Source organism: Caulobacter sp. GW821-FHT12A07 (genome assembly GCF_058807655.1).
Map to the genome: position 1 here is coordinate 75,028 of NZ_JBXAQX010000015.1, position 25,217 is coordinate 100,244.

At 70.4% G+C, this 25,217-nt stretch carries 24 protein-coding genes and 1 tRNA gene; 13 read left to right on the forward strand and 12 right to left on the reverse strand.

Features of this window, described 5'->3' with window-relative positions; translation table 11 throughout:
• Positions 1-13 precede the first annotated feature (13 nt).
• On the reverse strand, positions 14-751 hold the full coding sequence (gene flgF / locus AC1RRS_RS23040; protein WP_110120638.1) for a flagellar basal-body rod protein FlgF: 738 nt from the start codon (positions 749-751) through the stop codon (positions 14-16).
• Positions 752-973: 222 nt separating this feature from the next.
• Between flgF and fliL the strand changes: the two genes are divergently transcribed.
• From fliL to AC1RRS_RS23065, 5 genes are read left to right on the forward strand one after another with little or no spacing between them, the layout of a single operon-like run.
• Positions 974-1,606 carry a flagellar basal body-associated protein FliL gene (gene fliL, locus AC1RRS_RS23045; protein WP_110120639.1) on the forward strand — a complete coding sequence of 211 codons (633 nt, stop codon included), beginning with the start codon at positions 974-976 and terminating at the stop codon, positions 1,604-1,606.
• 30 nt (positions 1,607-1,636) lie between these two features.
• A complete protein-coding gene (gene fliM, locus AC1RRS_RS23050; protein ID WP_487289722.1) occupies positions 1,637-2,788 on the forward strand; it encodes a flagellar motor switch protein FliM in 1,152 nt (383 codons plus the stop codon).
• Positions 2,785-3,420 carry a DUF6468 domain-containing protein gene (locus AC1RRS_RS23055; protein ID WP_492857213.1) on the forward strand — a complete coding sequence of 212 codons (636 nt, stop codon included), beginning with the start codon at positions 2,785-2,787 and terminating at the stop codon, positions 3,418-3,420. The genes fliM and AC1RRS_RS23055 overlap by 4 nt, the downstream gene beginning before the upstream one ends.
• A complete protein-coding gene (locus AC1RRS_RS23060) occupies positions 3,417-4,220 on the forward strand; it encodes a MotE family protein (RefSeq protein WP_487289726.1) in 804 nt (267 codons plus the stop codon). The genes AC1RRS_RS23055 and AC1RRS_RS23060 overlap by 4 nt, the downstream gene beginning before the upstream one ends.
• 20 nt (positions 4,221-4,240) lie before the next feature.
• Entirely contained in the window at positions 4,241-7,114 is a 2,874-nt protein-coding gene (locus AC1RRS_RS23065) for a tetratricopeptide repeat protein (RefSeq protein WP_492857214.1), read from the forward strand.
• A gap of 117 nt (positions 7,115-7,231) precedes the next feature.
• Here the strand turns inward: AC1RRS_RS23065 and pcaDC are convergent, their stop codons facing one another.
• The 8 genes from pcaDC to pobA form a co-directional block, all read right to left on the reverse strand.
• Positions 7,232-8,410 (reverse strand): bifunctional 3-oxoadipate enol-lactonase/4-carboxymuconolactone decarboxylase PcaDC, encoded by a 1,179-nt coding sequence (pcaDC, locus tag AC1RRS_RS23070; RefSeq protein ID WP_492857215.1) that lies wholly within the window; start codon positions 8,408-8,410, stop codon positions 7,232-7,234.
• The gene (gene pcaB, locus AC1RRS_RS23075) at positions 8,410-9,561 is read right to left on the reverse strand and encodes a 3-carboxy-cis,cis-muconate cycloisomerase (RefSeq protein ID WP_492857216.1); all 1,152 of its coding nucleotides are present in this window, start codon (positions 9,559-9,561) and stop codon (positions 8,410-8,412) included. The genes pcaDC and pcaB overlap by 1 nt, the downstream gene beginning before the upstream one ends.
• A 19-nt stretch (positions 9,562-9,580) precedes the next feature.
• Positions 9,581-10,267 (reverse strand): protocatechuate 3,4-dioxygenase subunit alpha, encoded by a 687-nt coding sequence (gene pcaG / locus AC1RRS_RS23080; RefSeq protein WP_492857217.1) that lies wholly within the window; start codon positions 10,265-10,267, stop codon positions 9,581-9,583.
• Positions 10,257-10,967: a protocatechuate 3,4-dioxygenase subunit beta gene (pcaH, locus tag AC1RRS_RS23085; RefSeq protein WP_110120650.1), complete on the reverse strand. Its 711-nt coding sequence runs from the start codon at positions 10,965-10,967 to the stop codon at positions 10,257-10,259. Before pcaH ends, pcaG begins: the two co-directional genes overlap by 11 nt.
• 25 nt (positions 10,968-10,992) lie before the next feature.
• Positions 10,993-12,192, reverse strand: coding sequence for a 3-oxoadipyl-CoA thiolase (gene pcaF, locus AC1RRS_RS23090; protein ID WP_492857218.1), 1,200 nt, complete (start codon positions 12,190-12,192; stop codon positions 10,993-10,995).
• The gene (locus tag AC1RRS_RS23095) at positions 12,189-12,845 is read right to left on the reverse strand and encodes a CoA transferase subunit B (protein WP_492857219.1); all 657 of its coding nucleotides are present in this window, start codon (positions 12,843-12,845) and stop codon (positions 12,189-12,191) included. The genes pcaF and AC1RRS_RS23095 overlap by 4 nt, the downstream gene beginning before the upstream one ends.
• Positions 12,846-13,559 (reverse strand): CoA transferase subunit A, encoded by a 714-nt coding sequence (locus tag AC1RRS_RS23100; RefSeq protein WP_492857220.1) that lies wholly within the window; start codon positions 13,557-13,559, stop codon positions 12,846-12,848.
• A gap of 71 nt (positions 13,560-13,630) precedes the next feature.
• On the reverse strand, positions 13,631-14,806 hold the full coding sequence (gene pobA, locus AC1RRS_RS23105) for a 4-hydroxybenzoate 3-monooxygenase (RefSeq protein ID WP_492857221.1): 1,176 nt from the start codon (positions 14,804-14,806) through the stop codon (positions 13,631-13,633).
• 162 nt (positions 14,807-14,968) lie between these two features.
• Between pobA and AC1RRS_RS23110 the strand changes: the two genes are divergently transcribed.
• The 3 genes from AC1RRS_RS23110 to AC1RRS_RS23120 all read left to right on the forward strand — a co-directional run bounded on the left by AC1RRS_RS23110 (position 14,969) and on the right by AC1RRS_RS23120 (position 16,874).
• Positions 14,969-15,850 carry a helix-turn-helix domain-containing protein gene (locus AC1RRS_RS23110; RefSeq protein ID WP_492857222.1) on the forward strand — a complete coding sequence of 294 codons (882 nt, stop codon included), beginning with the start codon at positions 14,969-14,971 and terminating at the stop codon, positions 15,848-15,850.
• 83 nt (positions 15,851-15,933) lie between these two features.
• Positions 15,934-16,713 (forward strand): acyl-CoA thioesterase, encoded by a 780-nt coding sequence (locus AC1RRS_RS23115; protein WP_492857224.1) that lies wholly within the window; start codon positions 15,934-15,936, stop codon positions 16,711-16,713.
• Between the two features lie 86 nt (positions 16,714-16,799).
• Positions 16,800-16,874: transfer RNA gene (locus AC1RRS_RS23120), tRNA-Thr, on the forward strand.
• A 17-nt stretch (positions 16,875-16,891) separates the two neighbouring features.
• Here the strand turns inward: AC1RRS_RS23120 and AC1RRS_RS23125 are convergent.
• The 3 genes from AC1RRS_RS23125 to AC1RRS_RS23135 all read right to left on the reverse strand — a co-directional run bounded on the left by AC1RRS_RS23125 (position 16,892) and on the right by AC1RRS_RS23135 (position 18,938).
• Positions 16,892-17,086: a hypothetical protein gene (locus tag AC1RRS_RS23125; protein WP_110120652.1), complete on the reverse strand. Its 195-nt coding sequence runs from the start codon at positions 17,084-17,086 to the stop codon at positions 16,892-16,894.
• 99 nt (positions 17,087-17,185) lie between these two features.
• Positions 17,186-18,391 carry a sensor histidine kinase gene (locus tag AC1RRS_RS23130; RefSeq protein WP_492857226.1) on the reverse strand — a complete coding sequence of 402 codons (1,206 nt, stop codon included), beginning with the start codon at positions 18,389-18,391 and terminating at the stop codon, positions 17,186-17,188.
• Complete coding sequence (locus tag AC1RRS_RS23135) at positions 18,381-18,938, reverse strand: response regulator (RefSeq protein ID WP_492857227.1); 558 nt, start codon at positions 18,936-18,938, stop codon at positions 18,381-18,383. Before AC1RRS_RS23135 ends, AC1RRS_RS23130 begins: the two co-directional genes overlap by 11 nt.
• A 117-nt stretch (positions 18,939-19,055) precedes the next feature.
• On the opposite strand from AC1RRS_RS23135, the gene AC1RRS_RS23140 reads away from it, so the two are divergent.
• From AC1RRS_RS23140 to AC1RRS_RS23160, 5 genes are all read left to right on the forward strand, one after another.
• The gene (locus AC1RRS_RS23140) at positions 19,056-20,369 is read left to right on the forward strand and encodes an efflux RND transporter periplasmic adaptor subunit (protein ID WP_492857229.1); all 1,314 of its coding nucleotides are present in this window, start codon (positions 19,056-19,058) and stop codon (positions 20,367-20,369) included.
• A 3-nt stretch (positions 20,370-20,372) separates the two neighbouring features.
• Positions 20,373-21,053 (forward strand): ABC transporter ATP-binding protein, encoded by a 681-nt coding sequence (locus AC1RRS_RS23145; protein WP_487289745.1) that lies wholly within the window; start codon positions 20,373-20,375, stop codon positions 21,051-21,053.
• Between the two features lie 11 nt (positions 21,054-21,064).
• A complete protein-coding gene (locus AC1RRS_RS23150; RefSeq protein WP_492857230.1) occupies positions 21,065-23,512 on the forward strand; it encodes an ABC transporter permease in 2,448 nt (815 codons plus the stop codon).
• Positions 23,513-23,715: 203 nt separating this feature from the next.
• Positions 23,716-24,189 (forward strand): RNA polymerase sigma factor, encoded by a 474-nt coding sequence (locus AC1RRS_RS23155; protein ID WP_487289748.1) that lies wholly within the window; start codon positions 23,716-23,718, stop codon positions 24,187-24,189.
• Complete coding sequence (locus tag AC1RRS_RS23160; protein WP_492857232.1) at positions 24,186-25,130, forward strand: FecR family protein; 945 nt, start codon at positions 24,186-24,188, stop codon at positions 25,128-25,130. Before AC1RRS_RS23155 ends, AC1RRS_RS23160 begins: the two co-directional genes overlap by 4 nt.
• The last annotated feature ends 87 nt before the right edge of the window (positions 25,131-25,217 follow it).

Sequence of the window (25,217 nt, forward strand, 5' to 3'; positions counted from 1 at the left end):
TGTCGTTAATCCCTTACTGGACCTTGCCCATACGCTCGACGGCGGAGCGCGAGAGTTCGGCGGTTTGGTCCATCATCTTGGCGATGCTCTCGTAGGCGCGGCTGACCTCGATGAGCTTGGTGATCTGCTGGACGGGCTGGACGTTCGACCCCTCCAGCATCCCTTGGTGAATGACCGCGTCGGTGGCCGACTGCGGGGTCTCGTTTCCGGCGTTGCGATAGAGGTTGTCGCCCTGCTTGCGCAGCGAGGAGAGGTCGGAGAAGCGGGCGACGCCGATCTTGCCGACCCGGGCCGCGCCCTGGCTGACGATGCCGTCGCGGCCGATGGTGACGGCGCCCAGCTGCGGGTCGAGGGTGATCTGGCCGCCGCCGTCGTCGAGCACCGGGGCGCCCTGCTGGGTGGTCAGCACGCCTTCGGGGTTGGTCGTGAAGCGGCCGTCGCGGGTGTAGCGCTCGCCTTCGGCGGTCTGGACCTTGAAGAACCCCTGGTTCTCGAGGGCCAGGTCGAGGCTGCCGCCCGTCTGGTTGAGGGCGCCGGGCTTGAAATCGCGCACGACGCCGTCGTCCATCACGAACTTGATCGGCGCGGGGCCGCCAGCGGTGCGCGCGGGCTTGGCCGCCTCGGTGCGGACCATCAGGTCCTCGACCTTGAAGCCGGTGGTGTTGGCGTTGGCGATGTTGTTCGCGACGATGTCCAGCTCACGACGGAGCGTCATCTGCCGCGAAAGGCCCACATACAGCGCGTTGTCCATGACGATTAACTCGCAGTTTGGCGCGACAAATGCGCCGAAACCCTACAAGCAATCCTCGTGCCAACTCGAAAAGCGCAATGAAATCAGCGAAGAGGGTGGTTAACGGCGACGCTTTGAGGGGATGCGCCGGGCAGATTCAGCCTGCGACCAAATGGCCGTCAAAAGAGATCGTTAACCATGCTCGCGCACAAGTAGGACCCATAGTTTTCAAGGAACTCGCGCGTGGCCAAGAAACCGCCCAAGGAAGCTCCCGCCCCGGAAGGCGAAGAGGGCGCCGTCGAGGGTGAAGCTTCCGCCAAGAAGAAGCCGCCGATCATCCTGATCGCCGGGGCCGCCGGCGCGCTCGTGCTGCTGATCGGCGGCGGGACCACGGCCTTCCTGCTGATGAAGCCGAAGCCGGCCGCCGAGGGCGAAGCCGCGGCCGGCGAGCATGGCGAGAAGAAGGAAAAGAAAAAGGAAGAGAAGAAGGAAGGCGGCCACGGCGAGGGCGGCGAAGGCGCCAAGGCCGACGGCGGCGCCGGCGCGCCGGTCATCAAGGAAGGCCCCGACGGCGTGGTGTTCTACACCCTGCCGGACATCGTGGTGAACATGCAGTCCGCCGACGGCAAGTCGACCTTCCTGAAGCTGAAGCTGACCTTCGAGCTGCCCGACCAGGAGACGGCCGACGAACTGACGCCGAACCTGCCGCGCCTGACCGACATGTTCCAGACCTTCCTGCGCGAGCTGCGTCCCGAGGACCTCGCCGGCAGCCAGGGCAGCTACCAGCTGCGCTCGGAACTGCTGCGCCGGGTGAACCTGGTGGCCGCCCCTTCGAAAGTGAACGCCGTCCTGATCGAGGAGATGCTGATCAACTAGTCCCCTGGGGCCTGGCTGAAGCGAACCATCATGGCAGACGAGATCGACGATCAGGCCGCAATGGCCCAGTGGGCCGCGGAGAACCCTCCGGGGACCTTCGACGCCGCTGGCGGTGGCGAGATGAACAGCTTCGGCGACTTCAGCGGCGGCATGGCCGGCATGAGTGGCTGGGACGACGGCGGCGGCGACGGCATGGGCGCCGAGCGCATCCTGAACCAGGACGAGATCGACAGCCTGCTGGGCTTCGACCTGTCCGGCGACGGCTCCGACGACCGCACCGGCATCCGCGCGATCATCAACTCGGCGCTGGTCTCCTACGAGCGCCTGCCGATGCTGGAAATCGTCTTCGACCGCCTGGTGCGGTTGATGACGACGTCCCTGCGCAACTTCACGTCCGACAACGTCGAGGTCAGCCTCGACAACATCAGCTCGATCCGTTTCGGCGACTACCTGAACTCGATCCCGCTGCCGGCCATCCTGGCGGTGTTCCGGGCCGAGGAACTGGACAACTACGGCCTGCTGACGGTCGACTCCAACCTGATCTACTCGATCGTCGACGTGCTGCTGGGCGGCCGTCGCGGCACCGCGGCCATGCGCATCGAGGGGCGTCCCTACACGACCATCGAACGCGTGCTGGTGCAGCGGATGGTCGAGGTGGTGCTGAACGACGCCAAGGCCGCCTTCGAGCCCCTGCATCCGGTGGCCTTCACCCTGGACCGCCTGGAGACGAACCCGCGCTTCGCCGCCATCGCCCGGCCCGCCAACGCCGCGATCCTGGTGAAGCTGCGCATCGACATGGAAGACCGTGGCGGCCGCATCGAACTGCTGCTGCCCTACGCCACGCTGGAACCCATCCGGAAGATGCTGCTGCAGCAGTTCATGGGTGAGAAGTTTGGCCGCGACAACATCTGGGAAGGCCACTTGGCCACCGAACTCTGGACCACCCAGATGGAGGTGCGCGCGGTGCTCGACGAGCAGCAGCTGCCGCTTTCCAAGGTGCTGAACCTGCAGGTCGGCGATACGTTGATGCTGAACGCCACGCCCGACAGTCTGGTGGAGTTGCGGGCGGGGTCGATTCCGCTTACGCGCGGCCGGATGGGCCGTCGTAACCATTCCATCGCCATTCGGGCCGACGCCCCGCTGACGCCCGCGGCGAAGAAGGCGGTTCAGAAGCTGAAATGAGCCTGGTCGCGGTCGCCCTGCAGGTCTTTCTGGCGGTGCTCCTGATGGTGGCGCTGGTCTTCGGCTGGCGCCTGGAGCGCAAGCTGAAGGCGCTGCGCGACGCCCAGGACGGTTTCGCCAAGGCCGTGGCCGATCTCGACAACGCCGCCCAGCGCGCCGAGCAGGGTCTGGCCGACCTGCGCGCGGCCACCGACGAGGCCTCCGAATACCTGGCCGACCGCATCGAGAAGGCCAAGGCCCTGGCCGCCCAGCTGGACGACCGCATGACCCGCGCGGCTTCGGCTCCGCGGATCGAGACGCGCGAACCCCGCCAAGACTTGGGCCAGCGCCCGGCCCGTGATCCGCGTGATTTCGTCGCGTCCCAGGCCCCCGAGCCGGCGCCCGCGCCGAGCCCCGCCGGCGGCCGCCGCCTGAGCGCGCAGGACTTCGAAGCCATGCTGGAGCGCGAAGCCCGCGCCCGCACGAACGGCCCTGCGACCTCGCGTCCCGCGACGCCTTCGAATTCCTCGCTTAATCCGCCCGTTAATCCCTCGCGGGAAACGCCCCGTTCACGGGCGCGGGTGGATGATGACCTGTTCGACGGCCCCGACCCCTCGTCGCGGCCCGGATCGCCTTTCAGAGACCGTCGATGAAGAACGTTCCTCGCATCCTGCCGATCGTCGGCGTCGCCGTCGTCGGCGTCCTGGCCGTCAACGCCCTGGCCGGCGCCAAGTCGATGCCCGACCTGCTGGGCGGCGCCAAGGCGTTCGCCGAAGGCGTGGGCAAGACCGACAAGAAGGACGCCAAGGGCGAAGAGGCCGCCTCGGCCGACGGCGCGGGCGCTGACGCCGCCGCCAAGGCTTCGACCGCGGCCCCGCCGCGCATCTGCGCCCCGTCGGCCACGGATCTGGCCAAGGAAGCCGGCCTGTCGCCGGCCGAGCTGCGCGTGCTGCAGAGCCTGGGCCAGCGCCGCGGGCAGCTGGACCAGCGCGAGCAGGACATCGACGTGCAGCTGCAGCTGCTGGCCGCCGCCGAGGCCAAGCTCGACGCCAAGATGAAGAACCTCAACGGCATGAAGGGCGAGATCCAGAACCTGCTGGGGCAGGCGGACTCGCAGAAGGCCGCCGAGGTCGACCGCATGGTCAGCGTGTTCTCGGCCATGAAGCCCAAGGACGCCGCCGTCCGCCTGACGCTGCTGGACGACAGCGTGCGTCTGCCGATCGCCGCCAAGATGAAGGAACGCACCCTGGCGATGATCCTGGCCAACATGGCGCCGGGCGACGCCAAGGTGCTGACCGAGCGCCTGGCCACCCGCTTCTCGGGCGACGCCATCGCCAAGGGCAAGGCCGCCGTGGCCGACAACGCCGCCGCGCCGGCTGGCGCGGCCGGTGGCCAGCAGGCCGCCGCGGCTCCGCCGCTGGCCGGCGCCGGCGCGCCGAAGAAAGCCGGCTAGGGAAAGGCCAAGGGGGGCTTATGAACCTGCGGGGGGCGTTGAGGGCGAGCGTCGCGGCGATCTGCATCGCCGGCGTCGTCGCGCCCGCCGTCCAGGCCGCCGGTCCCGCCGCCGCTCAAGCTACCCAGGGCGACCTCGTCGTTCGCGCGGCCCAGGCTCCCGACTTCTCGCGCCTGGAGTTCCGCTGGAGCGGCCGCGCTCCGGCGATGAAGATGCGCCGCGAGGGCCAGCAGGCGATCCTGCGCTTCGGCCGCGACGCCAATCCCAACATCGCCGCCCTGCGTATCGCGCCGCCGCGCTGGATCCGCACGGTCGAGGCCCGCCACGCCGGCGGCGCTCTGGAACTGGTGCTGACCCTGACCGACGACGCCGACCTGCGGGTCGGCCGCGCCGACGGCGTCGATTTCGTCAACGTCTTCGCCAAGCCGCCCCAAGCCGCGACGCCGGGCGCGCCGCCGACGGCCCCGACTCCGGTTCCGCGCGATCCGCGCCGGCCCAATCCCGCCCCCGCCAGCGGCGTGGTGGCGGTGAACTACAGCAAGACCGACGGCCAGACCCAGTTCGTCACCACCTGGGCCGCGCCCGCCGCCGCCGCCGTCTTCAAGCGCGGCGAGGCCGTGTGGGTGGTGTTCGACGCCTCGGTGCGCCTGGAGCTGGGCCGCACGCCTCAGACCGGCCCCAACCACACCAAGATCCAGGTCTTCCGCGGCCCCGACTATTCGGCGCTGCGCATCGTCGCCAAGCCCGGCGTGCCGGTCTATGCCGAAGGGCAGGGGAACGTCTGGACCGTGGCCCTGGGGGCCGGCCTGCAGCCCGAACCCGATCCGATCAAGGTCGCCCGCGACGAGACCGCTTCGCCCGCCAGCCTGTCGGCCAATCTGGCCGGGGCGGGGCGTCCGGTGTGGGTCAATGATCCGGCCGTCGGCGACCGCCTGGCCGTGGTGCCGGCCCTGGCGCCGTCCAAGGGCCTGCCGTCGCGCCGCGAATATGTCGAGATGGCCCTGCTGCCGTCGGCCCAAGGCCTGGCGGTCGAGGCCTTCGCCAGCGACCTGCAGGTGCTGACCGAAGGCGACATCGTCCGCATCGGCCGGCCCAAGGGCCTGGTGCTGTCGCCGGCCTCGGCGTCGAGCGCGGGCGAGGAAGTGATCACCGGCGCGCCGCAGCCGGCGGCCATGCCGGCGGTCGTCGACCTGGAGAACTGGCCGAAGACCGGTTCGGGCGGCTTCATGGCCCGCTACGACGCCTTGCAGGCCGCCATCGCCGCCGTCGATCCGGCCGACCGCCAGGGCGACATCGCCGCCCGCATGGCCCTGGCCCGCTTCCTGGTCGGCTCCAAGCTGTCGTTCGAGGCCATCGGCGTGCTGAACGCCGCCGCCCGCAAGCAGCAGACCCTGCTGGGCGACGCCGAGTTCCGCGGCCTGCGCGGCGCGGCCAAGGCCATGGCCGGACGCTGGGCCGAGGCCGAGGCCGACTTCTCCTCGCCGGTGCTGTCGGACGATCCGTCCAGCGCCCTGTGGCGCGGCTATGTCGCCTACAAGCAGGGCCAGTGGGTGGACGCCCGCAACAAGTTCGCGGCCGGCGCCCAGGCGATGAACCTGTTCCCGAACGTCTGGCAGGCCCGCTTCCTGGGCGCCCAGGCGGAGTCGGCGGTGGCCACCGGCGACGGGATCGGCGCCGAGCGTCTGGTCAACCAGGCCCTGAAGCTGCCCAAGGTGCCGATCGTCGACCAGCTGATCCTGCGCCTGACGCTGGCCAAGGCCTTCGAGCTGCAAGGCCGTAAGGACAAGGCGCTGAAGATGTTCCAGGCGATCGGCAAGGCGCCGATCGACCGCATCGCCACGCCCGCCATCCTGCACGCTACCCGGATCAAGCTGGAAAAGAACCAGATCTCGCCGGCCGAGGCCGCCAAGACCCTGGACCAGCTGCGTTTCCGCTGGCGCGGCGACGGGGTCGAGCTGGACGTCGTGCGGGCGCTGGGCAAGCTCTATATCGACCAGGGCCGCTATCGCGAGGCGCTGGAAGTGCTGCGCTCGGCCAACAAGGTGCTGCCCGACCTGCCGCAGGCGGTGGCGCTTCAGAACGACCTCTACGGCGCCTTCCGCACCCTGTTCCTCGACGGCCTGGCCGACGGCATGCAGCCGATCCAGGCCGTGGGGCTGTTCTACGACTACCAGGACCTGACGCCGATCGGGAACGACGGCGACCAGATGGTCCGCAACCTCGTGCGGCGGCTGGTCGACGTCGACCTGCTGGACGAGGCGGCCAAGCTGCTGAAGTACCAGGTCGACAACCGCCTGAACGGCGTGCCCAAGGCCCAGGTGGCCACGGACCTGGCCTGGATCTACCTGATGGACCGCAAGCCCGAGGACGCGCTGGCGGCGATCAACAACACCCGCACCACGATCCTGCCGCCGGCCCTCAACAGCGAGCGGCGCCTGGCCACCGCCCGCGCCCTGATGACCCTGGGCCGCTACGACGACGCGCTCGAGGTGATCGAGGGCGACAAGGGCAAGGACGCCCAGGACATCCGCGGCGACATCGCCTGGAAGCAGCGCAACTGGCCGCTGGCCGGCAAGCTGTACGAGGCCGCCCTGGGCGACCGCTTCAAGAACCCGGCGGGCCTGTCGCCCTCGGACGAGGCCAAGCTGATGCGCGCCGCCGTCGCCTTCAGCCTGTCGGACGACGATGCGTCGCTGGGGCGGCTGCGCACGCGCTACACCAACCTGATCGGCACGGCGCGCAATCCCGAGGGCCTGCGCGTGGCGCTGGCCGGCGTGGACAGCGTCGGTTCGAGCGCCGACTTCGGGCGGGTGACGGCCGAGAACGAGGTGTTCAACGGCTGGGTCGCGAAGATGAAGGACCGGTTCAGGGCGGCGGCGACGCCGAAGAGCTAGCGCCGGGGAAGGCCCCCTCCGGCCCTCCGGGCCACCTCCCCCAGAGGGGGAGGATCTAGTCCGCGAAGATGCTCCCCCTCTGGGGGAGCTGTCGGCGAAGCCGGCTGAGGGGGTCTTCTACAGCCCCAGTTCCGCGATCACGCTGGCCGCTTCGGTGAAGGCCGTGTTCGCCGCCGGCACGCCGGCATAGATCGCCGTCTGCATCAGCACTTCCTTGAGTTCGTCCTGGGTGAAGCCGCCTTGCTCCAGTCCGGCGCGAACGTGGAGGCGGAACTCTTCCCAGCGGGCGAGGGAGGCGCAGATCGCGAGCACGAGGAGCCGGCGGGTCTTGTGGTCGAGGCCCGGGCGGCCCCAGATCTCGTTCCAGGCGTAGCGGGTGATCATCGCCTGGTAGTCGGCGGTGAAGGCCGTGCGCTTGGCCAGGGACTTGTCGACCCAGGCGTCGCCCAGCACCTTGCGGCGGTTCTTCAGGCCAGCCTCGAACAGCGTGTCTTTCGCCGCGCGCTCGGCCGGATCGGCGCCGAGGAAGGCGCGCACGGCGCCGGCGAAGGCGGTCGGGGCCTCGATCGAGGGTAGGTGGGCGGCGTCGATCAGGGCGGTCGCCGCGCCGGGGATGGCGGCGGCGATGCGATCGCCGTGGCCTTCGAAGGGCGTGGAGACGTCCTTGGTCCCGCCGATCACCAGGGTGGGGACGGTGACGGCCGGCAGGCGCTCGAGCAGGTCCATGTCGCGGATGGCCGCGCCGCAGGCGGCGTAGCCCTCGGCGCTGGTCGCCAAGAGGCCCGCGCGGACGGTCTCGACCTGTTCGGGATGCAGGCTGCGGAACTCGTCGGAGAAGAACCGGCCCAGGGCCATGTCGGCGATGGCGGCCAGGCCCTGGCCGCGAACCGTGTCGATCCGCGCCTGCCAGGCGGCGGCGTCCATGGCCGCCGAGGTGCAGGCCAGGACGAGGCCGGTCAGGCGCGCGGGCGCCTTCAGGGCCAGTTCCATCGCGATCATGCCGCCCAGCGAGGTGCCGACGACGGCGGCCTTTTCGACGCCGGCCGCGTCCATGGCTGCCAGGACGTCGCCGGCCAGCAGGTCCAGGCTGTAGTCGCCGACCGGGGCGTCAGAGGCGCCGTGGCCGCGGGTGTCGAGCCGCAGCAGGCGGAAGTCGGCCAGCAGCAGCGGGGCGGCGGCGTCGTAGAGGCCGATGTCGCAGCCGATCGAGTTCAGCAGCACCAGGGCCGGCTTGTCGGCCCCACCGTCGAGGCGGAAATAGAGGCGGGCGCCGTCGGCGGCTTGGGCGAAGGCCATCAGCGGTCCTTTTCGTAGTGTGCGAGGGCCCTGAGAGCGATGCTCTGGCTCTCGCCGGTGTCGGCCCCGACGCCGGCGGCGGCGAGGTTGGCGGCCATGCGATCCGGATGGACCTCCAGGCCCTCGATCACCGGGGCCATGACGGCCAGGGCGCCGTGGGCCAGCTGGAAGAGCTCGGCGATCACCGGACCCTCGGCCTGCCAGCCGCCCAGGTCGCGCTCGTGCGGCTGGGGCAGGGCGGCGACGAGGGTGGCGGCCAGGTGCGGGGCGCGGATCGCCGCCGTCAGGGCCGTCTGGCAGGCGGTGGGGTTGCGCTTGTGGGCCATGGCCGAGGAGCCGCCGCGCCCTTCGACGCGCGGCTCGAAGGCCTCGGCCACCTCGCCCTGAGCCATCAGGGAGAGGTCACGGGCGACCTTGCCAACCGCGCCGCCCAGTATGGCCAGGGCCGAGGCGAGACCCGCGATCGCTTCGCGGCGCGCGTGCCAGGGGGCGATGGCGGGGGCGAGGTCGAGGATCTGAGCCAGGCGGTCGGAGACGGCCAGGGCCTTGCCGTCCATGCCGGCCAGCGAGCCGGTGGCGCCGCCGAGCTGCACTTGCAGGGCGCTGGCGGCCTCGGTCTCGAAGCGGGCTAGCGCCGCATCGACGCCCAGCAGCCATTGCGAGGTCTTCAGGCCGAAGGTGATTGGCAGGGCCGCCTGCAACAGGGTGCGGCCGATCATCGGGGTGGCGGCGTGGGCCCTGGTCAGGAGGGCGAGGCCGGCGGCGAGGCGCCGGGCCTCCTCGACGATCAGCGCCGTGCCGGCCTTGGCCTGGAGGACCAGGGCGGTGTCGGCCAGGTCCTGGCTGGTGGCGCCCCTGTGCACCAGGGCGGCGATCGCCGGGTCGGCGATGCGGCCGCGCAGGTCCTTGACCAGGGGGATGGCCAGGGTGCCGGCGTGGGCGGCCGCCTCGGCGAGAAGCTCGACGTCGGGAAGATCGGCGCAGGCGGCGGCGATGCAGTCCGCCGCGTTCGCATCGATCAACCCGACGTCCGCCTGCGCCCGGGCCAGGCCCGCCTCGAAGCGCAGGGCCGCGCGCAGCAAGGCCTCGTCGCCAAAGATCGCCAGCATGGCGGGCGTCGAGGCCGCGCGATCGCGGATCAGGGATGGCAAGGGTTCGACTCCTGGGCGGCTAGACGTCGAAGAAGACGGTTTCGCGCTCGCCTTGCAAGACGATGTCGAAGCGCCAGGCTCCGTCCTGCTGCTTGGCGATCAAGGTGTCGCGACGCTCGGCCGGCACGAGGGCCAGGATCGGGTCCTCGGCGTTCTGGGCGGCGTCCTCGAAATAGAGCCGCGTGACCAGGCGCTTTATCAGGCCGCGGCCGAACACGCCGACGGCGATGTGCGGGGCCTGCAGACTGTTGCCGGGACCGGGAACGGCGCCGGGGCGCACGGTCTTGAAGCGGTAGAGGCCGGTCTCGTCGGTCGAGGCGCGGCCGAAGCCGACGAAGCCCTCGTCGAGCGGGATCTCGGCGCGGTCGTCGTCGGGGCTGGCGTAGCGGCCGGCGGCGTTGGCCTGCCAGATCTCGATCATGGCGTCCGGGATCGGCTTGCCGTCGGCGTCATAGACCACGCCTTCCAGGGTGATGACCTCGCCGTTGACCGCGCCGCGCGGCGGCGACAGGTTCAGCACATAGTGCTCCTCGGGGAACAGTTCCGGACGCGCGCCCATCTCCGACTGGCCGACCAGGTCGGCGCCGCCCTTCCAGGGCAGGCCGTAGTGGAAGAACGGGCCGACGGTCTGCGACGGGGTCTGGCCGAACAGGGCAGGGTCCTGGTTGTCGTGGCGGGGCGCCGGGTTGACCTGCTCAGTCGTCATGGTGGTCGTCCTCGGTAGGCGTGGCGTCGCGGCCGCGCAGCACCACGTCGAACAGATAGCCCAGCGCCCAGTTGGGCTTGGTGGTCTCGATGTCGAAGCGCGAGACCATGCGGTCGCGGTAGGGCATGGGCACGGCGTTGGCGATCGGGTCGATCTCGATCAGCGGATCGTCGGGGAAGTACATCTGGGTGACGATGCGGCTGGCGAAGGCCGGGCCCAGCAGCGACAGGTGGATGTGCGAGGGCCGCCAGGCGTTGTGGTGGTTGCCCCACGGATAGGCGCCCGGACGGATGGTCACGTACTGGTAGCGGCCTTCGCTGTCGGTGACGACGCGGCCGGCGCCGGTGAAGTTGGGATCCAGCGGGGCGTCCCACTGGTCCTTCTTGTGGATGTAGCGGCCGGCGGCGTTGGCCTGCCAGATCTCCATCACCGTGTTGGGCACGGGGCGGCCGTTCTCGTCGAGCACCCGGCCGGAGACGACGATGCGCTGGCCCTGCGGCGTGCCCTTGTGCTGGGCCGTCAGGTCGGCGAGCGACGAGCCCATCAGGTTCTCCCACTGGCCGGCCGGACCCGTGGTCTCGGTCAGGGTGTGGGGGATCTTGACCAGTGGTTGGCGCGGCGAGCGCGCCACGGTCGAGGCGTAGCCGGGGAACAACGACGGCGGCTGGCCGGCGTCTTCCCGCGCATAGGGCAGGATCAGGGTCACGAGGACCTCCTAGTCTTTCTTAGACACGTTCGATGGCGAGGGCCGCGCCTTGGCCCACGCCGATGCAGAGGGTGGCCAGGGCGCGCTTGCCGCCGGTGGCTTCCAGCTGGCGCAGGGCCGTCAGGGCCAGGCGCGTGCCGGAGGCGCCCAGCGGGTGGCCCAGGGCGATGGCGCCGCCATTGGGGTTCACGTGGGCGCCGTCGTCGGGCAGGCCCAGCTCGCGCAGCACCGCCAGGCCTTGAGCGGCGAAGGCCTCGTTCAGCTCGACGACGTCGAAGTCGCCGATCGTGAGACCCGTGCGGGCCAGCAGGCGCTGGGTGGCGGGCACCGGACCGATGCCCATGACGCGCGGGGCGACGCCGGCGGTGGCGTAGCCGACGACGCGGGCGCGCGGGGTCAGGCCGTGGCGCTTCACCGCCTCTTCCGAGGCCAGGATGATCGCGGCGGCGCCATCGTTGACACCCGAGGCGTTGCCGGCCGTCACCGTGCCGTCCGGACGGACGACGGGCTTCAGCTTGGCCAGGGTCTCCAGCGTCGTTTCGCGCGGATGCTCGTCGCGGTCGACGATGGTCGGGCCGGCCTTGCCGGGGATCTCGACCGGCGTGATCTCGCCGTCGAAGAAGCCGGCCTTGATGGCGGCGGCGGCCCGCTGCTGGCTGCGCAGGGCGAAGGCGTCCTGGTCGGCGCGGGTCACGCCGTAGTCGGCGGCGACGTTCTCGGCCGTCTCGGGCATGGAGTCGACGCCGTAGGCCTTCTGCATGGCCGGATTGACGAAGCGCCAGCCGATGGTGGTGTCCTCGATCTTGGCGGCGCGCGAGAAGGCGCTGTCGGCCTTGCCCATGACGAAGGGCGCGCGGCTCATGCTCTCGACGCCGCCGGCGATCACGAGGTCGGCTTGGCCGGCGAGAATGGCGCGGGCGGCCGTACCGACCGCCTCCAGGCCCGAGGCGCACAGGCGGTTGACGGTGACGCCCGGGACGGTTTCCGGCAGGCCCGCCAGCAGCAGGGCCATGCGGGCGACGTTGCGGTTGTCCTCGCCGGCCTGGTTGGCGCAGCCGTAGATCACCTCGTCCACCGCGGCCCAGTCGAGGCCGGGATTGCGGGCGATCAGGGCCTTCAGCGGGATGGCCGCCAGGTCGTCGGCCCGCACCTTCGACAGCGAGCCGCCGTAGCGGCCGAACGGGGTGCGGATGGCGTCGCAGATGTAAGCGGTCGTCATTGGAAGGCTCCGGGGTCGAAGGCGGCCTTGGTCTTGGCCTTGACCTCATCCAAACGAACGTTTGGAGCCAGTTCAACCAGCTTCAGGCTCTTCTGGCCGTCGGCGCCGCGCTCCAGGGTGAAGACGCAGAGGTCGGTGATGACCATGTCGACGCAGCCCGCGCCGGTCAGGGGCAGGGCGCAGCGCTCCAGCACCTTGCTCTCGCCGGCCTTGTTGGCGTGGTCCATGACGACGATGACGCGCTTGACGCCGGCGACGAGGTCCATGGCCCCGCCCATGCCCTTCACCATCTTGCCCGGGATCGTCCAGTTGGCGATGTCGCCGTTCTGGGCCACTTCCATGGCGCCCAGGACCGTGAGGTCCACATGGCCGCCGCGGATCATGGCGAAGCTCTGGGCGCTGTCGAAGAAGCTGGAGGTCGGCAGCTGGGTGATGGTCTGCTTGCCGGCGTTGATCAGGTCGGGATCGACCTCGTCCGGATAGGGGAAGGGCCCCATGCCGAGCATGCCGTTTTCGCTCTGCAGGGTGACGTGCACGCCGTCGGGGATGTGGTTGGCGACCAGGGTCGGGATGCCGATGCCCAGGTTCACGTAGAAGCCGTCCTGCAGCTCCGCGGCCGCGCGGGCGGCCATTTCATCGCGGGTCCAGGCCATTTACGCGTTCTCCTCGCGGGGGCGGGTCGTGAGCTTCTCGATGCGCTTCTCGTTGATGGTCGAGAGCACGATGCGGTCGACATAGATGCCGGGGGTGTGGATGCCGTCGGCTTCCAGGGCGCCGGCCTCGACGATCTCCTCGACCTCGACGACGGTGATCTTGCCGGCCGTGGCCATCACCGGGTTGAAGTTGCGGGCGGTCTTGCGGAAGACGAGGTTGCCTTCCGGGTCGGCCTTCCACGCCTTCACGATCGACAGGTCGGCCCGCAGCCAGCGCTCGCGGACGTAAAGCTCGCCCTCGAACTCCTCGACGGGCTTGCCTTCGGCCACCACCGTGCCGACGCCGGTCTTGGTGTAGAAGGCCGGGATGCCGGCGCCGCCGGCGCGGATGCGCTCGGCCAGGGTGCCCTGCGGGTTCAGCTCCAACTCCAGCTCGCCCGACAGGTAGAGCTGCTCGAACAGCTTGTTCTCGCCCACGTAGGACGAGACCATCTTCTTGATCTGGCCGTTGTTGAGCAGCATCCACAGGCCGAAGCCGTCGGCGCCGCAGTTGTTGCTGATCACGGTCAGGCCCTTCACGCCGGTGTCCTTCAGGGCCGGGATCAGGGTCTCGGGATTGCCCGACAGGCCAAAGCCCCCGGACATCAGCGTCATGCCGTCGAAGGTGACGCCCTCCAGGGCGGCCGCGGCGCTGTCGTAGATCTTGCTCTTCATGCTGACTCCAAGGCGACTTTTGGCGCGTAGCGGGCGCCAAAACCGCTGACACTTTTGGCTGCTACGCTTCCCTAGACCAAAGGAAGACCGACATAGTTCTCGGCCAGCGTCACCTGTGCGGCGCGCGAGCCCTTGATGTAGGCGAGTTCTGCGACCTGCATCTTGCGGTCGAAGCCGTCGCGGTCGGGGAAGCGGTGGGTCAGGCTGGTGAACCACCAGGAGAACCGCTCGGCCTTCCAGACGCGGGCCAGGGCGCGAGCCGAATAGCCGTCGATCCCGGCCTTGGAGCCCTCGTTGAAGTATTCGGTCAGGGCTTCCGACAGCATGACCACGTCGGAGACGGCCAGGTTCATGCCCTTGGCGCCGGTGGGCGGCACGATGTGGGCGGCGTCGCCGGCCAGGAACAGGCGGCCGTGGCGCATCGGCTCGGCGACGAAGCTGCGCAGGGGGGCGATCGACTTCTCGAACGAGGGGGCGCGGACGATGCGCGAGGCGGCGTCGGGACCCAGGCGGATCGAGACCTCGTCCCAGAACCGCTCGTCGGACCAGTCCTCGATCCGGTCGTCCAGCGAGCACTGCACGTAGTAGCGGCTGCGGGTGGGCGAGCGCATCGAGGCCAAGGCGAAGCCGCGCTCGTGGTTGGAATAGATCAGCTCGTGGTCGCAGGGCGGGGCTTCGGTCAGGATGCCCAGCCAGCCGAACGGATAGACCCGTTCGAAGGTCTTCAGCACGCCCTCCGGGATCGCCGCCCGGCTGACCCCGTGATAGCCATCGCAGCCGGCGATGAAGTCGCAGTCCAGGCGCTGCTCGACGCCGTCCTTGCGCCAGGTGACGTAAGGCTTGTCGGTGTCGATGTCGTGCGGCTGCACCTGGTCGGCGTCGAAGACGATCTGCACGCCGCGCTCTTCGGCGGCGTCGAAGAGGTCCTTCATCACCTCTTGCTGGCCGTAGACCATCACCGTCAAGCCGCCGGTCAGTTCGGCCATGTCGATACGGAAGACCTCACCGTCGCTGGCCAGGTTGGTGCCGCCGTGCACCAGACCCTCGCGGCGCATGCGGGCGGAAAGGCCCAGGCGCTCCATCAGGTCGACGGTGATCTGTTCGAGAACGCCGGCGCGCACGCGGCCTTCGACGTAATGGCGGTCCTTGCGCTCGACGATGACGGCGTCGACGCCGGCCTGCTTCAGCAGGTGGCCGAGGAAGAGGCCAGCGGGGCCCGCGCCGATGATGGCGACCTGAGTGCGCATGGGGTCCTTACGTCTCGCTCCCTGGGGGCGCCTCACGGCGTCTTGTGTGGGAGGAGCCTAGCTCTCCGGTTTAGGATTGGGATGGACAGAGCGCGCCAAAACTTGGACATTTCGCACAGGTGTTCGCATGGCGCACAAATTCTGGATCTCCCGGGTCTGACGATGGAAAAGACTGTCGTTCCTAGCTTTTTCCTGTTCGGCGAGCCGCCCCAGGCCGCCGAGGGCAAGTTCATCCATCTGGAGGCCTTGGACGATCGCACGCGGCCCAACGACTGGAACATCCGCGCCCACGCCCATGGCGACCTGAACCACGTCTTCCACCTGACCACCGGCGGCGGGACGATGATGGCCGAGGACCGCCGGGTGGCCTTTACCGCCCCATGCCTGCTGGTGGTGCCGTCGGGCGTGGTCCACGGCTTCGCCTACGACGTGGGGACGGCCGGCTCGGTGCTGACCATCGCCGACAGCTATCTGCGCGACCTTTCCATGCGCGAACCGGCCTTCGCGGGCCTCTTCCGGGCGCCGGCGGCGCTGGCCCTGGCCAAGGACTCTCGGGTCGAGGGGGCGCTGGAGGGGCTGGCGCGCGAACTGGTCTGGGCCGCGCCGGGCCATGCGGCGGCGGTGGAGGCGCACCTGCTGACGGTGCTGGTCGAGGCGCTCCGCTTGAGCGTCTCGGCGAGGGCCGGGGAGGGACCGGCGGCGATCGGCGGCCATGCGGCCCTGGTGGCCAGGTTTCGGGAACTGGTCGAGGCCCGCTATCGCGAGCACCTGTCGCTGGAAGCCTATGCCGACCTGCTGGGCGTCACCGCCAGTCGCCTGCGGACGGCCTGCGCCAAGGCGGCGGGCGCCGCGCCGCTGAAGCTGGTGCAGGACCGCATCCTGCTGGAGGCCAAGCGGGCGCTGCTCTATTCCAACATGACGGTGGCCGAGGCGGCCTATCACCTGGGCTTCGACGACCCGGCCTATTTCTCGCGGTTCTTCGCCAAGGCGGTGGGGGCCTCGCCCAGGGCGTTCCGCGAGGGCGCGCGGGTCGAGGCCGTCTGATCGCGCGCCGCCGATTGACGTCAGTTTCGAATTAGGACTATGTCGATCGCGCGCCGCGTCCTGGCGTGGGGAGAGCCTTGTCCGTGACCAGCTACAGCGAACTGATCGGGGCCTTGCGCATCGACGGCGAGGCGGTGGTCGCCAGCGTCGGCGACGACTGGAAGCAGGGGCGCACCACCTATGGCGGACTGTCGGCGGCCCTGTGCCTGGAGGCGGCCGCGCGCCGCCTGCCGGAGGCGCCGCCGCTGCGCTCGGCCCAGTTCGCGTTCGTTGGACCTGCGGCCGGAGAGTTGTCGGCCAGGGTCGAGGTGCTGCGCCAGGGCAAGTCGGCGCTGTTCGCCAATGTCGATCTGCACGGGGAAGGGGGCCTGGCCACGCGCGGCCTGCTGACCTTCGGCGCCCCGCGGGCCTCCAAGCTCGATCACCTGGACCTGCCGGCCCCCGATGCGCCAGCGCCCGAGACGCTCGAACTCTTCATCCCGGAGGGCGCGGGCCCGGCCTTCGCGCGCCAGTTCGAGTTCCGCTACGTGGCCGGTGGCCGGCCGCTGAGCGGCGGACCGCCCGATTTCCTGGTCTGGATCCGTCACCGCGATCCGGCCGCGCGGTCGCTGGCGGCGATGGTCGCCCTGGCCGACGCTTTGCCGCCGCCGGCCCTGTCGGTGTTCGACCAGTTCGCGCCGATCTCGACCATGACCTGGTCGATGGATGTGCTGGGCGAAGTTCCGGACGACGACGGCTGGCGGCTGATGTCCAGCCGCGCGGAAACCATCGCGGAAGGCTATTCGGCCCAGGCCATGACCCTGTGGAGCCGGGGCGGCCAGCCGCTGATCTCGGCGCGCCAGACGGTGGCGGTGTTCCTCTAGGACGGGTCGGCCATTGCCTCGCGTCATCGACTGCGGCTAAGGAGAACGCCCGTTCGCGAACGCGCGCCGTTCGCCGACGTCGAGGCGCCGGCTTAGCTCAGCGGTAGAGCAGCGGTTTTGTAAACCGAAGGTCGGGGGTTCAATCCCCTCAGCCGGCACCAGCTCCCAGAAATCCCTCTCAGGCCTCGGGCTCGTAGTGAACGAAGCCGGCCGGATCGAGGGACTCGAGCACGCCGCGCACGGTCAGGCCCTCGGAATGATGGCGCTCGAAATCCTCGACCTCGTAGACCTGGCCGGTGAAGACGCCCAGGTGGGGCAGGCCGGCGCCGGTGCGCAGGATCATGTCGCCCTGTCGAAAGACGCGTTCGGTCATGGCAAAGTCCTCCCGTTCCTTATCCTGAGATTGCAGGCGAGCGGGCTCTCGACCAAGACACGATGATGTCAGCTTCCCGAGCGGAACCTCTTTCGACGTTCAGAAAGCCAGAGTCAGGCGCAGCCGTGCGCCGCCCAGGGCGTCCGGATCGCCGGGCTCGGGCGGCAGCAGCGCCAGGGCGCCGCCATGGGCCTGAACGATCTGGCGCGCCAGGCTGAGGCCGACGCCCGAGCCCGTGGCCTTGGTGGTGTAGAACGGCAGGAACACCTGGTCGGCCTGGTCGGGGGCGACGCCGGGGCCCGAGTCCTCGACGGTGATGTGCAGGGCTTCGCCCACGCGTTCGGCCGACAGCCGCACGCGCGGGGCGGGGCGCTCCAGCGCGGCCTGGGCGGCGTTGTTGAGCAGATTGCCGACCGCCAGCCACATCTGGTCCTCGTCGAGACGGACCTCCAACTCCGGCGGGACCGTGCGCTCCAGCGCCACGCCCTTGTCGCGCCACTGGGCCTCGAAGCTCTCGCAGGCGACGTCGAACCAGGCGGGCAGGCTGGCGAGCGTGCGCACCGGCGGCGGCAGGCGGGTCATGGTGCGGTAGGCGTTGATGAAGTCCTGCAGGCCGGCGGTGCGGGCCACCACCCGCTCCAGGGCCTTGATCGCCGTGGCGGTCGCGTCGTCGCCGCCGTCGCGCAGCAAATCAAGGGCGCTGCGGCTCATCGAGGCGACGGGGGTCAGAGCGTTCATCAGCTCGTGGTTCAGCACCCGCAGCAGGTCGCGCAGGGCGGCGGCCTCGGCGGCGCGGACGTCGGCGGAGATGTCGGTCAGCACCACCAGATCGGCGGCCTGGCCGTTCTCGATCAGTTCGGCGCGGCTGACGGCGTAGGCGGCGTCGCGCCAGCGGACGGGGGTGACGAGGTCGGCCAGCGGCTGGCCGTCGGTGAGGGCGCGGCGGGCGGCCGAGGGCAGGGCGTAAGGGGTGTCGAACAACCGGCGGGCGGCGCGGTTGACGGCGATGACCTGGTCGTCCTGGCCGCGCAGCAGGATCGGCGACGGGGTCTGGTCGAGCAGCAGCTGCAGCCGGCGGCGGCTGAGGTCGGCGGCGAAGGCCTCGCCCGGCAGCGCGGCGCGGGCGGCCAGCGGGCGTCCCGACAGCAGGCGCTGGGAAAGGGCGGTGGCCAGGCCCGCGGCGACCAGTACGCAGAGCAGGGCGTTGGCGTAGAGGCCGTGGGTGAAGGCCAGCCACGCCAGGGCGCCGACCGCGAACAGCGCGGCTTGGACCGCCAGCAGCAGAGCGAGCGGCCTAAAGCCCATGCTTTTCCATCCGCCGATAGAGCGCCGCCCGGGTGATGCCCAGGTCCTTGGCCGCCTGGGAGACGTTGAAGCCGTGCCGGGACAGGGCGGCCTGCACCAGGGCGCGCTCGGAGCGCTCCAGGTTGAGGTCCTTGGGCGGCAGGCCGGCGGGCACGCGGCGCGGGGCCTCCAGCGCCGCCTGGATCGAGCCCAGGAAGCGGTCGTTGTTCCACGGCTTGACCACGAAGTCCTGGGCGCCCAGGCGCATGGCCTGGATGGCGATGGCCATGCCCGAATGGCCGGTGACCACCACGACGGGCAGTTCGGGCGTTGCGGCCAGGGCCGCTTCGAGGAAAGCCAGGCCCGCCTCGCCCGAGGTGTCGCCTCGCCGGAAGTTGAGGTCGAGCAGCAGCAGGTCGATCCCACCCTGGGCCAGACGCTCGTGCGCGGCGGCCGGAGTCTCCAGCCCCACGAAGGCGAAACCGCCCCGCTGCAGCACCAGGCTGGCGGAGGTCAGGATGTCGGGATCGTCGTCGAGAAAGAGGACGGTGGGCCGGGCGTCGGACATGTTCGGAAACGTACACTCTCAAGCGGCGGTTGAGGTGGAGAATCTGCTGAAATTCCGTATAAATCAAATAAAATCAGTTATTTATGTCTATTGATCCGGTGCTGTTAGCCTAGCAGCATGACCAGGACCGTCCTGCTTTCCTCAACCCATGACGACGCCGGCGCCGGCGGCATGGACCGCCGCGTCGAGCGGCCATGGCACGCGAAACGCGCTTATCGGCTGGGCGCGGCCGCCGTGGCGGTGGTCGTGGTCGGCGCCGTTGCCTGGACCCTGTCGCCGAGGGCGGGGTCGGTGAATATCGACGCCAACCTGCTGACCATCGGCGCGGTGACCCGCGCGCCCTATCTCGACTACGCCCCGGTGCGGGCCGAGGCGGCGCCGGCCGAGACCACCCTGGTGGCGGCCGAGGCCTCGGGACGAGTCGAGAGCGTCGGCGCGGCCGACGGCGACCGGGTCAGCGCCGGCCAGGTGCTGGCGCGGCTCAGCAACGCCCAGCTCAGCCTCGACGCCGCCGCCCGCGAGGCCGACATCTCGGCGCGGATCAGCGACAACGCCAGCCGGGTGATGTCGCTGAAGTCGGCCGAGGAGAACCGCGAGCAGGCCCTGGCCGACGCTTCGCACGCGCTGAACAAGGCCCAGCAGGAGCTGGAGAAGCGCCAGGTGCTGCTGTCGCGCGACCTGCTCAGCGAGGCGGCGGTCAAGCCCTATGCCGACGAGGCCGCCTACCAGCGCCAGCGCGTGGCGGCGCTGAAGGCCGGCCAGGCCTCGGACAAGGCGTTCTACGTGTCCCAACGAGCCCAGGCCGCGCGCACGGCCGAAGACCTGCGGCGCAACCTCGTGGAGGTGGGGGCGGGGCGCTCGGCCCTGGTCGTCCGCGCGCCCATGAGCGGCCGGCTGACGGCCTTCGACCTCAAGCCCGGCCAGGCCGTGACCCTGGGCCAGAGCCTGGGCCAGGTGGACGTCGAGGACGCCTACAAGCTGCGAGCCCAGGTCGACGAATTCTACCTGCAGCGCCTGGCGGTGGGGCAGAGCGCCGAGGCGACCGTCCACGGCCGCACGGTGCAGGCCCGCGTGGCCAAGGTGTTTCCCCAGGTGACCGCCGGGCGGGTGACGGTGGAGCTGGCCTTCGCCGGCGCCCAGCCCGCCGGCCTCAAGCGCGGCGAGGCCATCGACCTGCGCCTGTCGCTGGGCCAGCCGGCCAGCGCGGTCATCGCCCCGTCCGGCGCCTGGCTGAGCGAGACCGGCGGAACCTGGGCCTTCGTCCTGTCGCCCGACGGCAAGCGCGCCGAGCGGCGGGCGGTGACCATCGGCCGGCGCAATCCCGAACAGGTCGAGGTGGTGAGCGGCCTCCTGCCCGGCGAGCGGATCGTCACCGCCGGCGCCCAGGACCTCCAGAAAACCAAGACCCTGCGACTTCGAGCGAGAGACTGAACCATGATCGAACTGAAATCCCTCTCGCGCCGCTATCGGTCGGACGAGATCGAGACCACGGCCCTGCACGACGTGTCGCTGACCATCCGCCAGGGCGAGTTCGTGGCCATCATGGGTCCGTCCGGCTGCGGCAAGTCCACGCTGCTGAACATCCTGGGCACGATCGATCGGCCGACCGAGGGGCGGTACCTGTTCGACGGCGCGGACCTGACGGCCAGCAGCGAGGCGGCCCTGGCCCAGCATCGCGCCCAGCGGCTGGGCTTCATCTTCCAGAGCTTCAACCTGGTCGACGACCTGACCATCGCCGAGAACATCGAGCTTGGCCTGCTCTATCGCAAGGGCCGCCAGGGCTCGCGCCGGGCGCTGGTCGAGGCGGCGATGGACCGGGTGGGCGTCGGGCACCGGGCGCGGCACTTCCCGCACCAGCTGTCGGGCGGCCAGCAGCAGCGGGCGGCGATCGCGCGCGCCATCGTCGGCGAGCCCAGCCTGATCCTGGCCGACGAGCCGACCGGCAATCTCGACACCGAGAACGGGGCCCAGGTGATGGAGATCCTCAAGGGCCTGAACGCGGCCGGGGCGACGATCGTCATGGTCACCCACTCGCCCAGCCACGCCGACCAGGCAGGCCGCCGCATCGACATCCTAGACGGGCGGCTGGTGGCCTCCGTCGCCCAGGCGATCTGAGGAGGCGGGGCGTGCTGCGTTCGATCCTGGTCGCCTTCTGGCGCTCGTTCACCCGGCGGCCGCTCTATGCGGCGCTGAACCTTTTGGGCCTAAGCCTGGGCGTGGCGACGTTCCTGACGCTGAGCCTGCTCTATCGCTTCGAGACCAGCTACGAGCGCTGGACGCCCGAGCGCGGCAAGATCTACGCGGGCGGGGTGGCCTACAACATCCCCGGCTTCTCCAACGCCACGCGGGTGGGGGCGATGGGCGGCCTGCTGGAGGAGATGAAAGCCGATTATCCCGACGTGCGGGGCGTGCGCGACTGGTCCCAGCAGGCCACGGTGCACAGGGGCGCGGCGGCCACGGCCGAGCAGATGGAGCTGGTCGATCCCGAGTTCCTGGAGTTCTTCCAGGTCCCGCTGCTTGCCGGCGACGCCCGCACGGCCCTGGCCGATCCGAGCCGGATGGCGATCTCCGAGGATCTGGCGCGCAAGTATTTCGGCACGGTGGACGTCGTCGGGCGGACGCTGGAGATGACCGACACCGAAGGGCGGGCGAGCTACACGATCAGCGCGGTGCTCAAGACCCTGCCTAAGAACTCCAGCCTCAAGCTCGACATGCTGCGGCCGCTGACCGCCGTCAGGACCGCCAAGGAAGAGAGCTGGCATCACTGGGGGTCGATCCAGCTCAACACCTTCTTCAAGTTCGACCGGCCCGAGCAGGCGCGCGCCCTGGAGGCGCAGTTGCCGGCCTTCGTCGACCGGCGGGTGGGCAAGACCTTTGGCGACGTCGTCCCGCATGAGATGCTGGCCCTGAAGTTCGTGCCTGCGGGCGACGTCCACCTGCTGGATCCGAAGCAGCGGGCGGCGGTCGACACCCTGGGCGTGGTCGGGATCGTGGCCCTGGCGCTGGCCCTGATCAACTATGTGAACCTGGCGACCGCACGGGCGGGCCTGCGGGCGCGTGAAGTGGCCGTGCGCAAGACGCTGGGGGCGGGACCCGGGACGCTGCGGACCCAGTTCCTGGGCGAGGCGGCGGTGACGATCGCCCTGGCGTTCCTGATCGGCCTGGCGGTGGTGGAACTGGCCCTGCCGCTGATCAACGCGGCGGGCGGGCTGTCGCTGGATCTCGACTATCGGCAGGACGGCGCCTGGGTGGCGGGCGTGTTCGGCGTGGTGCTGGCGGCGGGCCTGCTGGCGGCGGTCTATCCAGCCTTCATGCTGGCGGCGTTCAAGCCGGCCCAGGTGCTGGCCTCGAGCCGCGCGCCCAGCGGCGGCCGGTTCGGCGCGCGGGTGCGCGAGGCGCTTGTGGTCTGCCAGTTCGCCGCGGTGGTGGCCGCCTTCGTGCTGATGCTGGGGTTCCTGGGCCAGATCCGGCACATGCAGGACGCCGACTTCGGCTATCGCCGCGACGGGCTCTTTCTGGTCACGGCCACGCGCGGGGTCGGGGTCACGCCCGAGCAGCGCAACGCCTATTGGGAAGCGGTCAGGCGCATCCCCGGCGTGATCGCGGTGACGGCCAGCAGCAACGCCCCGGCCGACGACAGCTTCAACAGCAATTCGTCGGCCACGCGCCTTGACCGGGCCGCGCGCCCGGGTCTTTCGCCCACCCTGAACCTGTCGTCGATCGGGCCGGACTACTTCCAGGCGCTGGGGGGCAAGCTGATCGCCGGGCGGCTGCTGGACCTGCAGCACGGCGGCGACGAGCAGTACGATCCCAAGGCCACGCCCGACACCGTGACCAACGTGGTGATCAGCCGCGCGACCGTGAAGCTGATGGAATACGCCTCGCCGGAGGAGGCGCTGGACAAGCTGATGGACTTCGCCGGCCGCAAGGTGCGCGTCGTCGGCGTGGTCGAGGACATGCGCTTCTACAGTCCGATGGAGAAGGTGTCGGCCAAGATCTACTTGTTCAGCGGCTATCCGGCCTGGTGGCCGGCGGACTGGCCGATCACCATGGTGCGCTATTCAGGGGTGGACGACGCGGCGATGCGGGCGCGGCTGGAGGCGGCCTGGCGGCAGGCCGCGCCGAGCACGCCGTTCGAGGGCAAGACGGCGCTCGCCAATCTCGATCGCTACTACAAGCCCCAGCGCGATCGCTCCAACCTGTTCAGCCTGGGGGCCGCGGCGGGGGCGGGGATCGGCTGCATCGGCCTCTACGGCCTGGCGGCGTTCAACACCTCGCGACGGGCGCGGGAGGTGGGCCTGCGCAAGGTGCTGGGAGCGTCGAGCCCGCAGGTGGCGCGGCTGCTGATCGGCCAGTTCCTGCGGCCGATCCTTATCGCCTGCCTGATCGCCTGGCCCTTGGCCTGGTGGGCGCTGCGGCGCTGGCTGTCGCAGTTCGACGACCCCGTGGGCATGGGGCCGGGGATCTTCCTGGCCGGCGCGGCGGCGGCTCTGGCCATCGGTCTGGCGACCGTCGGCGGGCTGGGCTGGGCGGCGGCCGCGACCTCGCCCGGCAAGGCGCTGCGCAGCGAGTGAACGGCGCGCACGGTCAGGTGGAGAGCGTTGCGGCGCTCTCCCTTAGGCTTCGTCGCCCTTGATCCAAAAGGCTTTTCGTCGGGGAGGGCGCCTGCGCGGCGGGCAGTTGACTGGCCGGTCCCGGGCTTGCAGAGCTAGCCGTTGACGAGGCGCGCGCCGACAGCAAAGAAGCGCGCCATCGAGGGCGGGCAGGGGCGATCGGTGTGAAGGACGAGGGCTGGCGCGGGCTGGTGCGCCGCATCACGCGCATCACGCGCGACCCCGCCGGCGCGGAAGACGTGGTCCAGTCGGCCATGCTGCGGATGCTGGAATACCGGCGGGCCAACGCGCTGCACAACCCCGAGGCCTTCGTCGCCCGGGCGGCGGTGAACCTGGCCATCGACGAGCGCCGCCAGAGGGCGCGGCGGCCCGAGGAGGGCCTGGATTTCGTCGAGAACGCCCTGGCCGACGCCAATCCGCTGCAGGACGAGGTTTTGCGGGCGCGCGAGCGTCTGGCGCGGCTGAAACTGGGCCTGGCGCGTCTCAGTCCGCGGACACGCGAAGTCTTTTTGCTTCACCGACTGGAGGGGCTGAAGTATCGGGAGATCGCAGAGCGCCTCGGGATCACCGTCAGCGCCGTGGAAAAGCACGTGGCCAAGGCGGCCCTGTTCCTGACCGGATGGACCGAGAAGTGGTGAGCCCAGCGCGCGATCTCGACGCTGTACGCAAGGAGGCGGCCGACTGGCTGGCCCGCCTGCGCAGCGACGCGCGCGGCCCGGCCGACGAGGCCGAGTTCAAGCTCTGGCTGAGCCGTTCCGAGGATCACCGCTCCAGCTTCGACGCCCTGACGGCGACCTGGGAACTGGCCGGCGCCCTCAAGCACGATCCCGAGATCGCCGCCTCCACCCGCCGCCGCGCGCCGTCGATGGCGCGCCGCGCGGTGCTGGCCGGCGTGGGCGTCGGCGCGGTCGGGATCGGCTGGCTGGCCCTGGCGCCGGAGGTCTACGCCACCGGCATCGGCGAGACCCGCACCCTGCATCTCGACGACGGGACCTCGATCCTGCTCGACGCCGACAGCCGCATCCGGGTTCACCTGGGCGGCCGAAAGCGCAAGGCGACCCTGGTGCGCGGGCGGGCCTTCTTCCGCGCCGCGACCGATCCGGTGAAGCCGTTCGTGGTCACCGCCGAGGGCCGCGAGATCGTCGGCGAGGGCGGCGACGCCTTCGACGTGTCGCTGAACGATTCCGCCGTGGCGGTGACGGCGGTCGAGGGCCAGGTGCTGGTGATGGACGCCGGCCAGCCCTCCAGCCGCCTGACCGCCGCCGCCGGGCAGCGGATCGTGATGGCCGGGGAGGGCGCGCCTCGCCGCGAGACCGCCGACGTCCAGGCCGCCACGGCCTGGCGCTTCGGCCAGGCGGTGTTCGACGACCAGACCCTGGCCGCCGCCATCGCCGAGATGAACCGCTACAGCCGTCGCCGCATCGTGCTCTCGGAGCCGGGCCTCGAGGATCTGCGGATCAGCGGCGTCTACAAGGCCGGCGACAACGAGGCCTTCGCCCGTTCGGTGGCGACCCTGCTCGACCTGAAGGTCCAGACCAGCGCCGGCGGACTGCTGATCGAGCCGCGCGGCGGGGCATGAACGCGTCGTTTCGCGGCCCCGAAAAAAGTTGCTGAGGAAAAATCGACCGCCGTCGTCAGGCCTCTAGAGCCCGAACATGTCGGGCTG

What these genes read in the sequence shown, in the direction of transcription:
- flgF (WP_110120638.1), bottom strand. Translation starts at nt 751, where the DNA reads ATGGACAACGCGCTGTATGTGGGCCTTTCGCGGCAGATGACGCTCCGT.
- fliM (WP_487289722.1), top strand. Translation starts at nt 1,637, where the DNA reads ATGGCAGACGAGATCGACGATCAGGCCGCAATGGCCCAGTGGGCCGCG.
- AC1RRS_RS23055 (WP_492857213.1), top strand. Translation starts at nt 2,785, where the DNA reads ATGAGCCTGGTCGCGGTCGCCCTGCAGGTCTTTCTGGCGGTGCTCCTG.
- AC1RRS_RS23060 (WP_487289726.1), top strand. Translation starts at nt 3,417, where the DNA reads ATGAAGAACGTTCCTCGCATCCTGCCGATCGTCGGCGTCGCCGTCGTC.
- AC1RRS_RS23065 (WP_492857214.1), top strand. Translation starts at nt 4,241, where the DNA reads ATGAACCTGCGGGGGGCGTTGAGGGCGAGCGTCGCGGCGATCTGCATC.
- pcaDC (WP_492857215.1), bottom strand. Translation starts at nt 8,410, where the DNA reads ATGGCCTTCGCCCAAGCCGCCGACGGCGCCCGCCTCTATTTCCGCCTC.
- pcaG (WP_492857217.1), bottom strand. Translation starts at nt 10,267, where the DNA reads ATGACGACTGAGCAGGTCAACCCGGCGCCCCGCCACGACAACCAGGAC.
- pcaF (WP_492857218.1), bottom strand. Translation starts at nt 12,192, where the DNA reads ATGACGACCGCTTACATCTGCGACGCCATCCGCACCCCGTTCGGCCGC.
- AC1RRS_RS23095 (WP_492857219.1), bottom strand. Translation starts at nt 12,845, where the DNA reads ATGGCCTGGACCCGCGATGAAATGGCCGCCCGCGCGGCCGCGGAGCTG.
- AC1RRS_RS23100 (WP_492857220.1), bottom strand. Translation starts at nt 13,559, where the DNA reads ATGAAGAGCAAGATCTACGACAGCGCCGCGGCCGCCCTGGAGGGCGTC.
- pobA (WP_492857221.1), bottom strand. Translation starts at nt 14,806, where the DNA reads ATGCGCACTCAGGTCGCCATCATCGGCGCGGGCCCCGCTGGCCTCTTC.
- AC1RRS_RS23110 (WP_492857222.1), top strand. Translation starts at nt 14,969, where the DNA reads ATGGAAAAGACTGTCGTTCCTAGCTTTTTCCTGTTCGGCGAGCCGCCC.
- AC1RRS_RS23125 (WP_110120652.1), bottom strand. Translation starts at nt 17,086, where the DNA reads ATGACCGAACGCGTCTTTCGACAGGGCGACATGATCCTGCGCACCGGC.
- AC1RRS_RS23130 (WP_492857226.1), bottom strand. Translation starts at nt 18,391, where the DNA reads ATGGGCTTTAGGCCGCTCGCTCTGCTGCTGGCGGTCCAAGCCGCGCTG.
- AC1RRS_RS23135 (WP_492857227.1), bottom strand. Translation starts at nt 18,938, where the DNA reads ATGTCCGACGCCCGGCCCACCGTCCTCTTTCTCGACGACGATCCCGAC.
- AC1RRS_RS23140 (WP_492857229.1), top strand. Translation starts at nt 19,056, where the DNA reads ATGACCAGGACCGTCCTGCTTTCCTCAACCCATGACGACGCCGGCGCC.
- AC1RRS_RS23145 (WP_487289745.1), top strand. Translation starts at nt 20,373, where the DNA reads ATGATCGAACTGAAATCCCTCTCGCGCCGCTATCGGTCGGACGAGATC.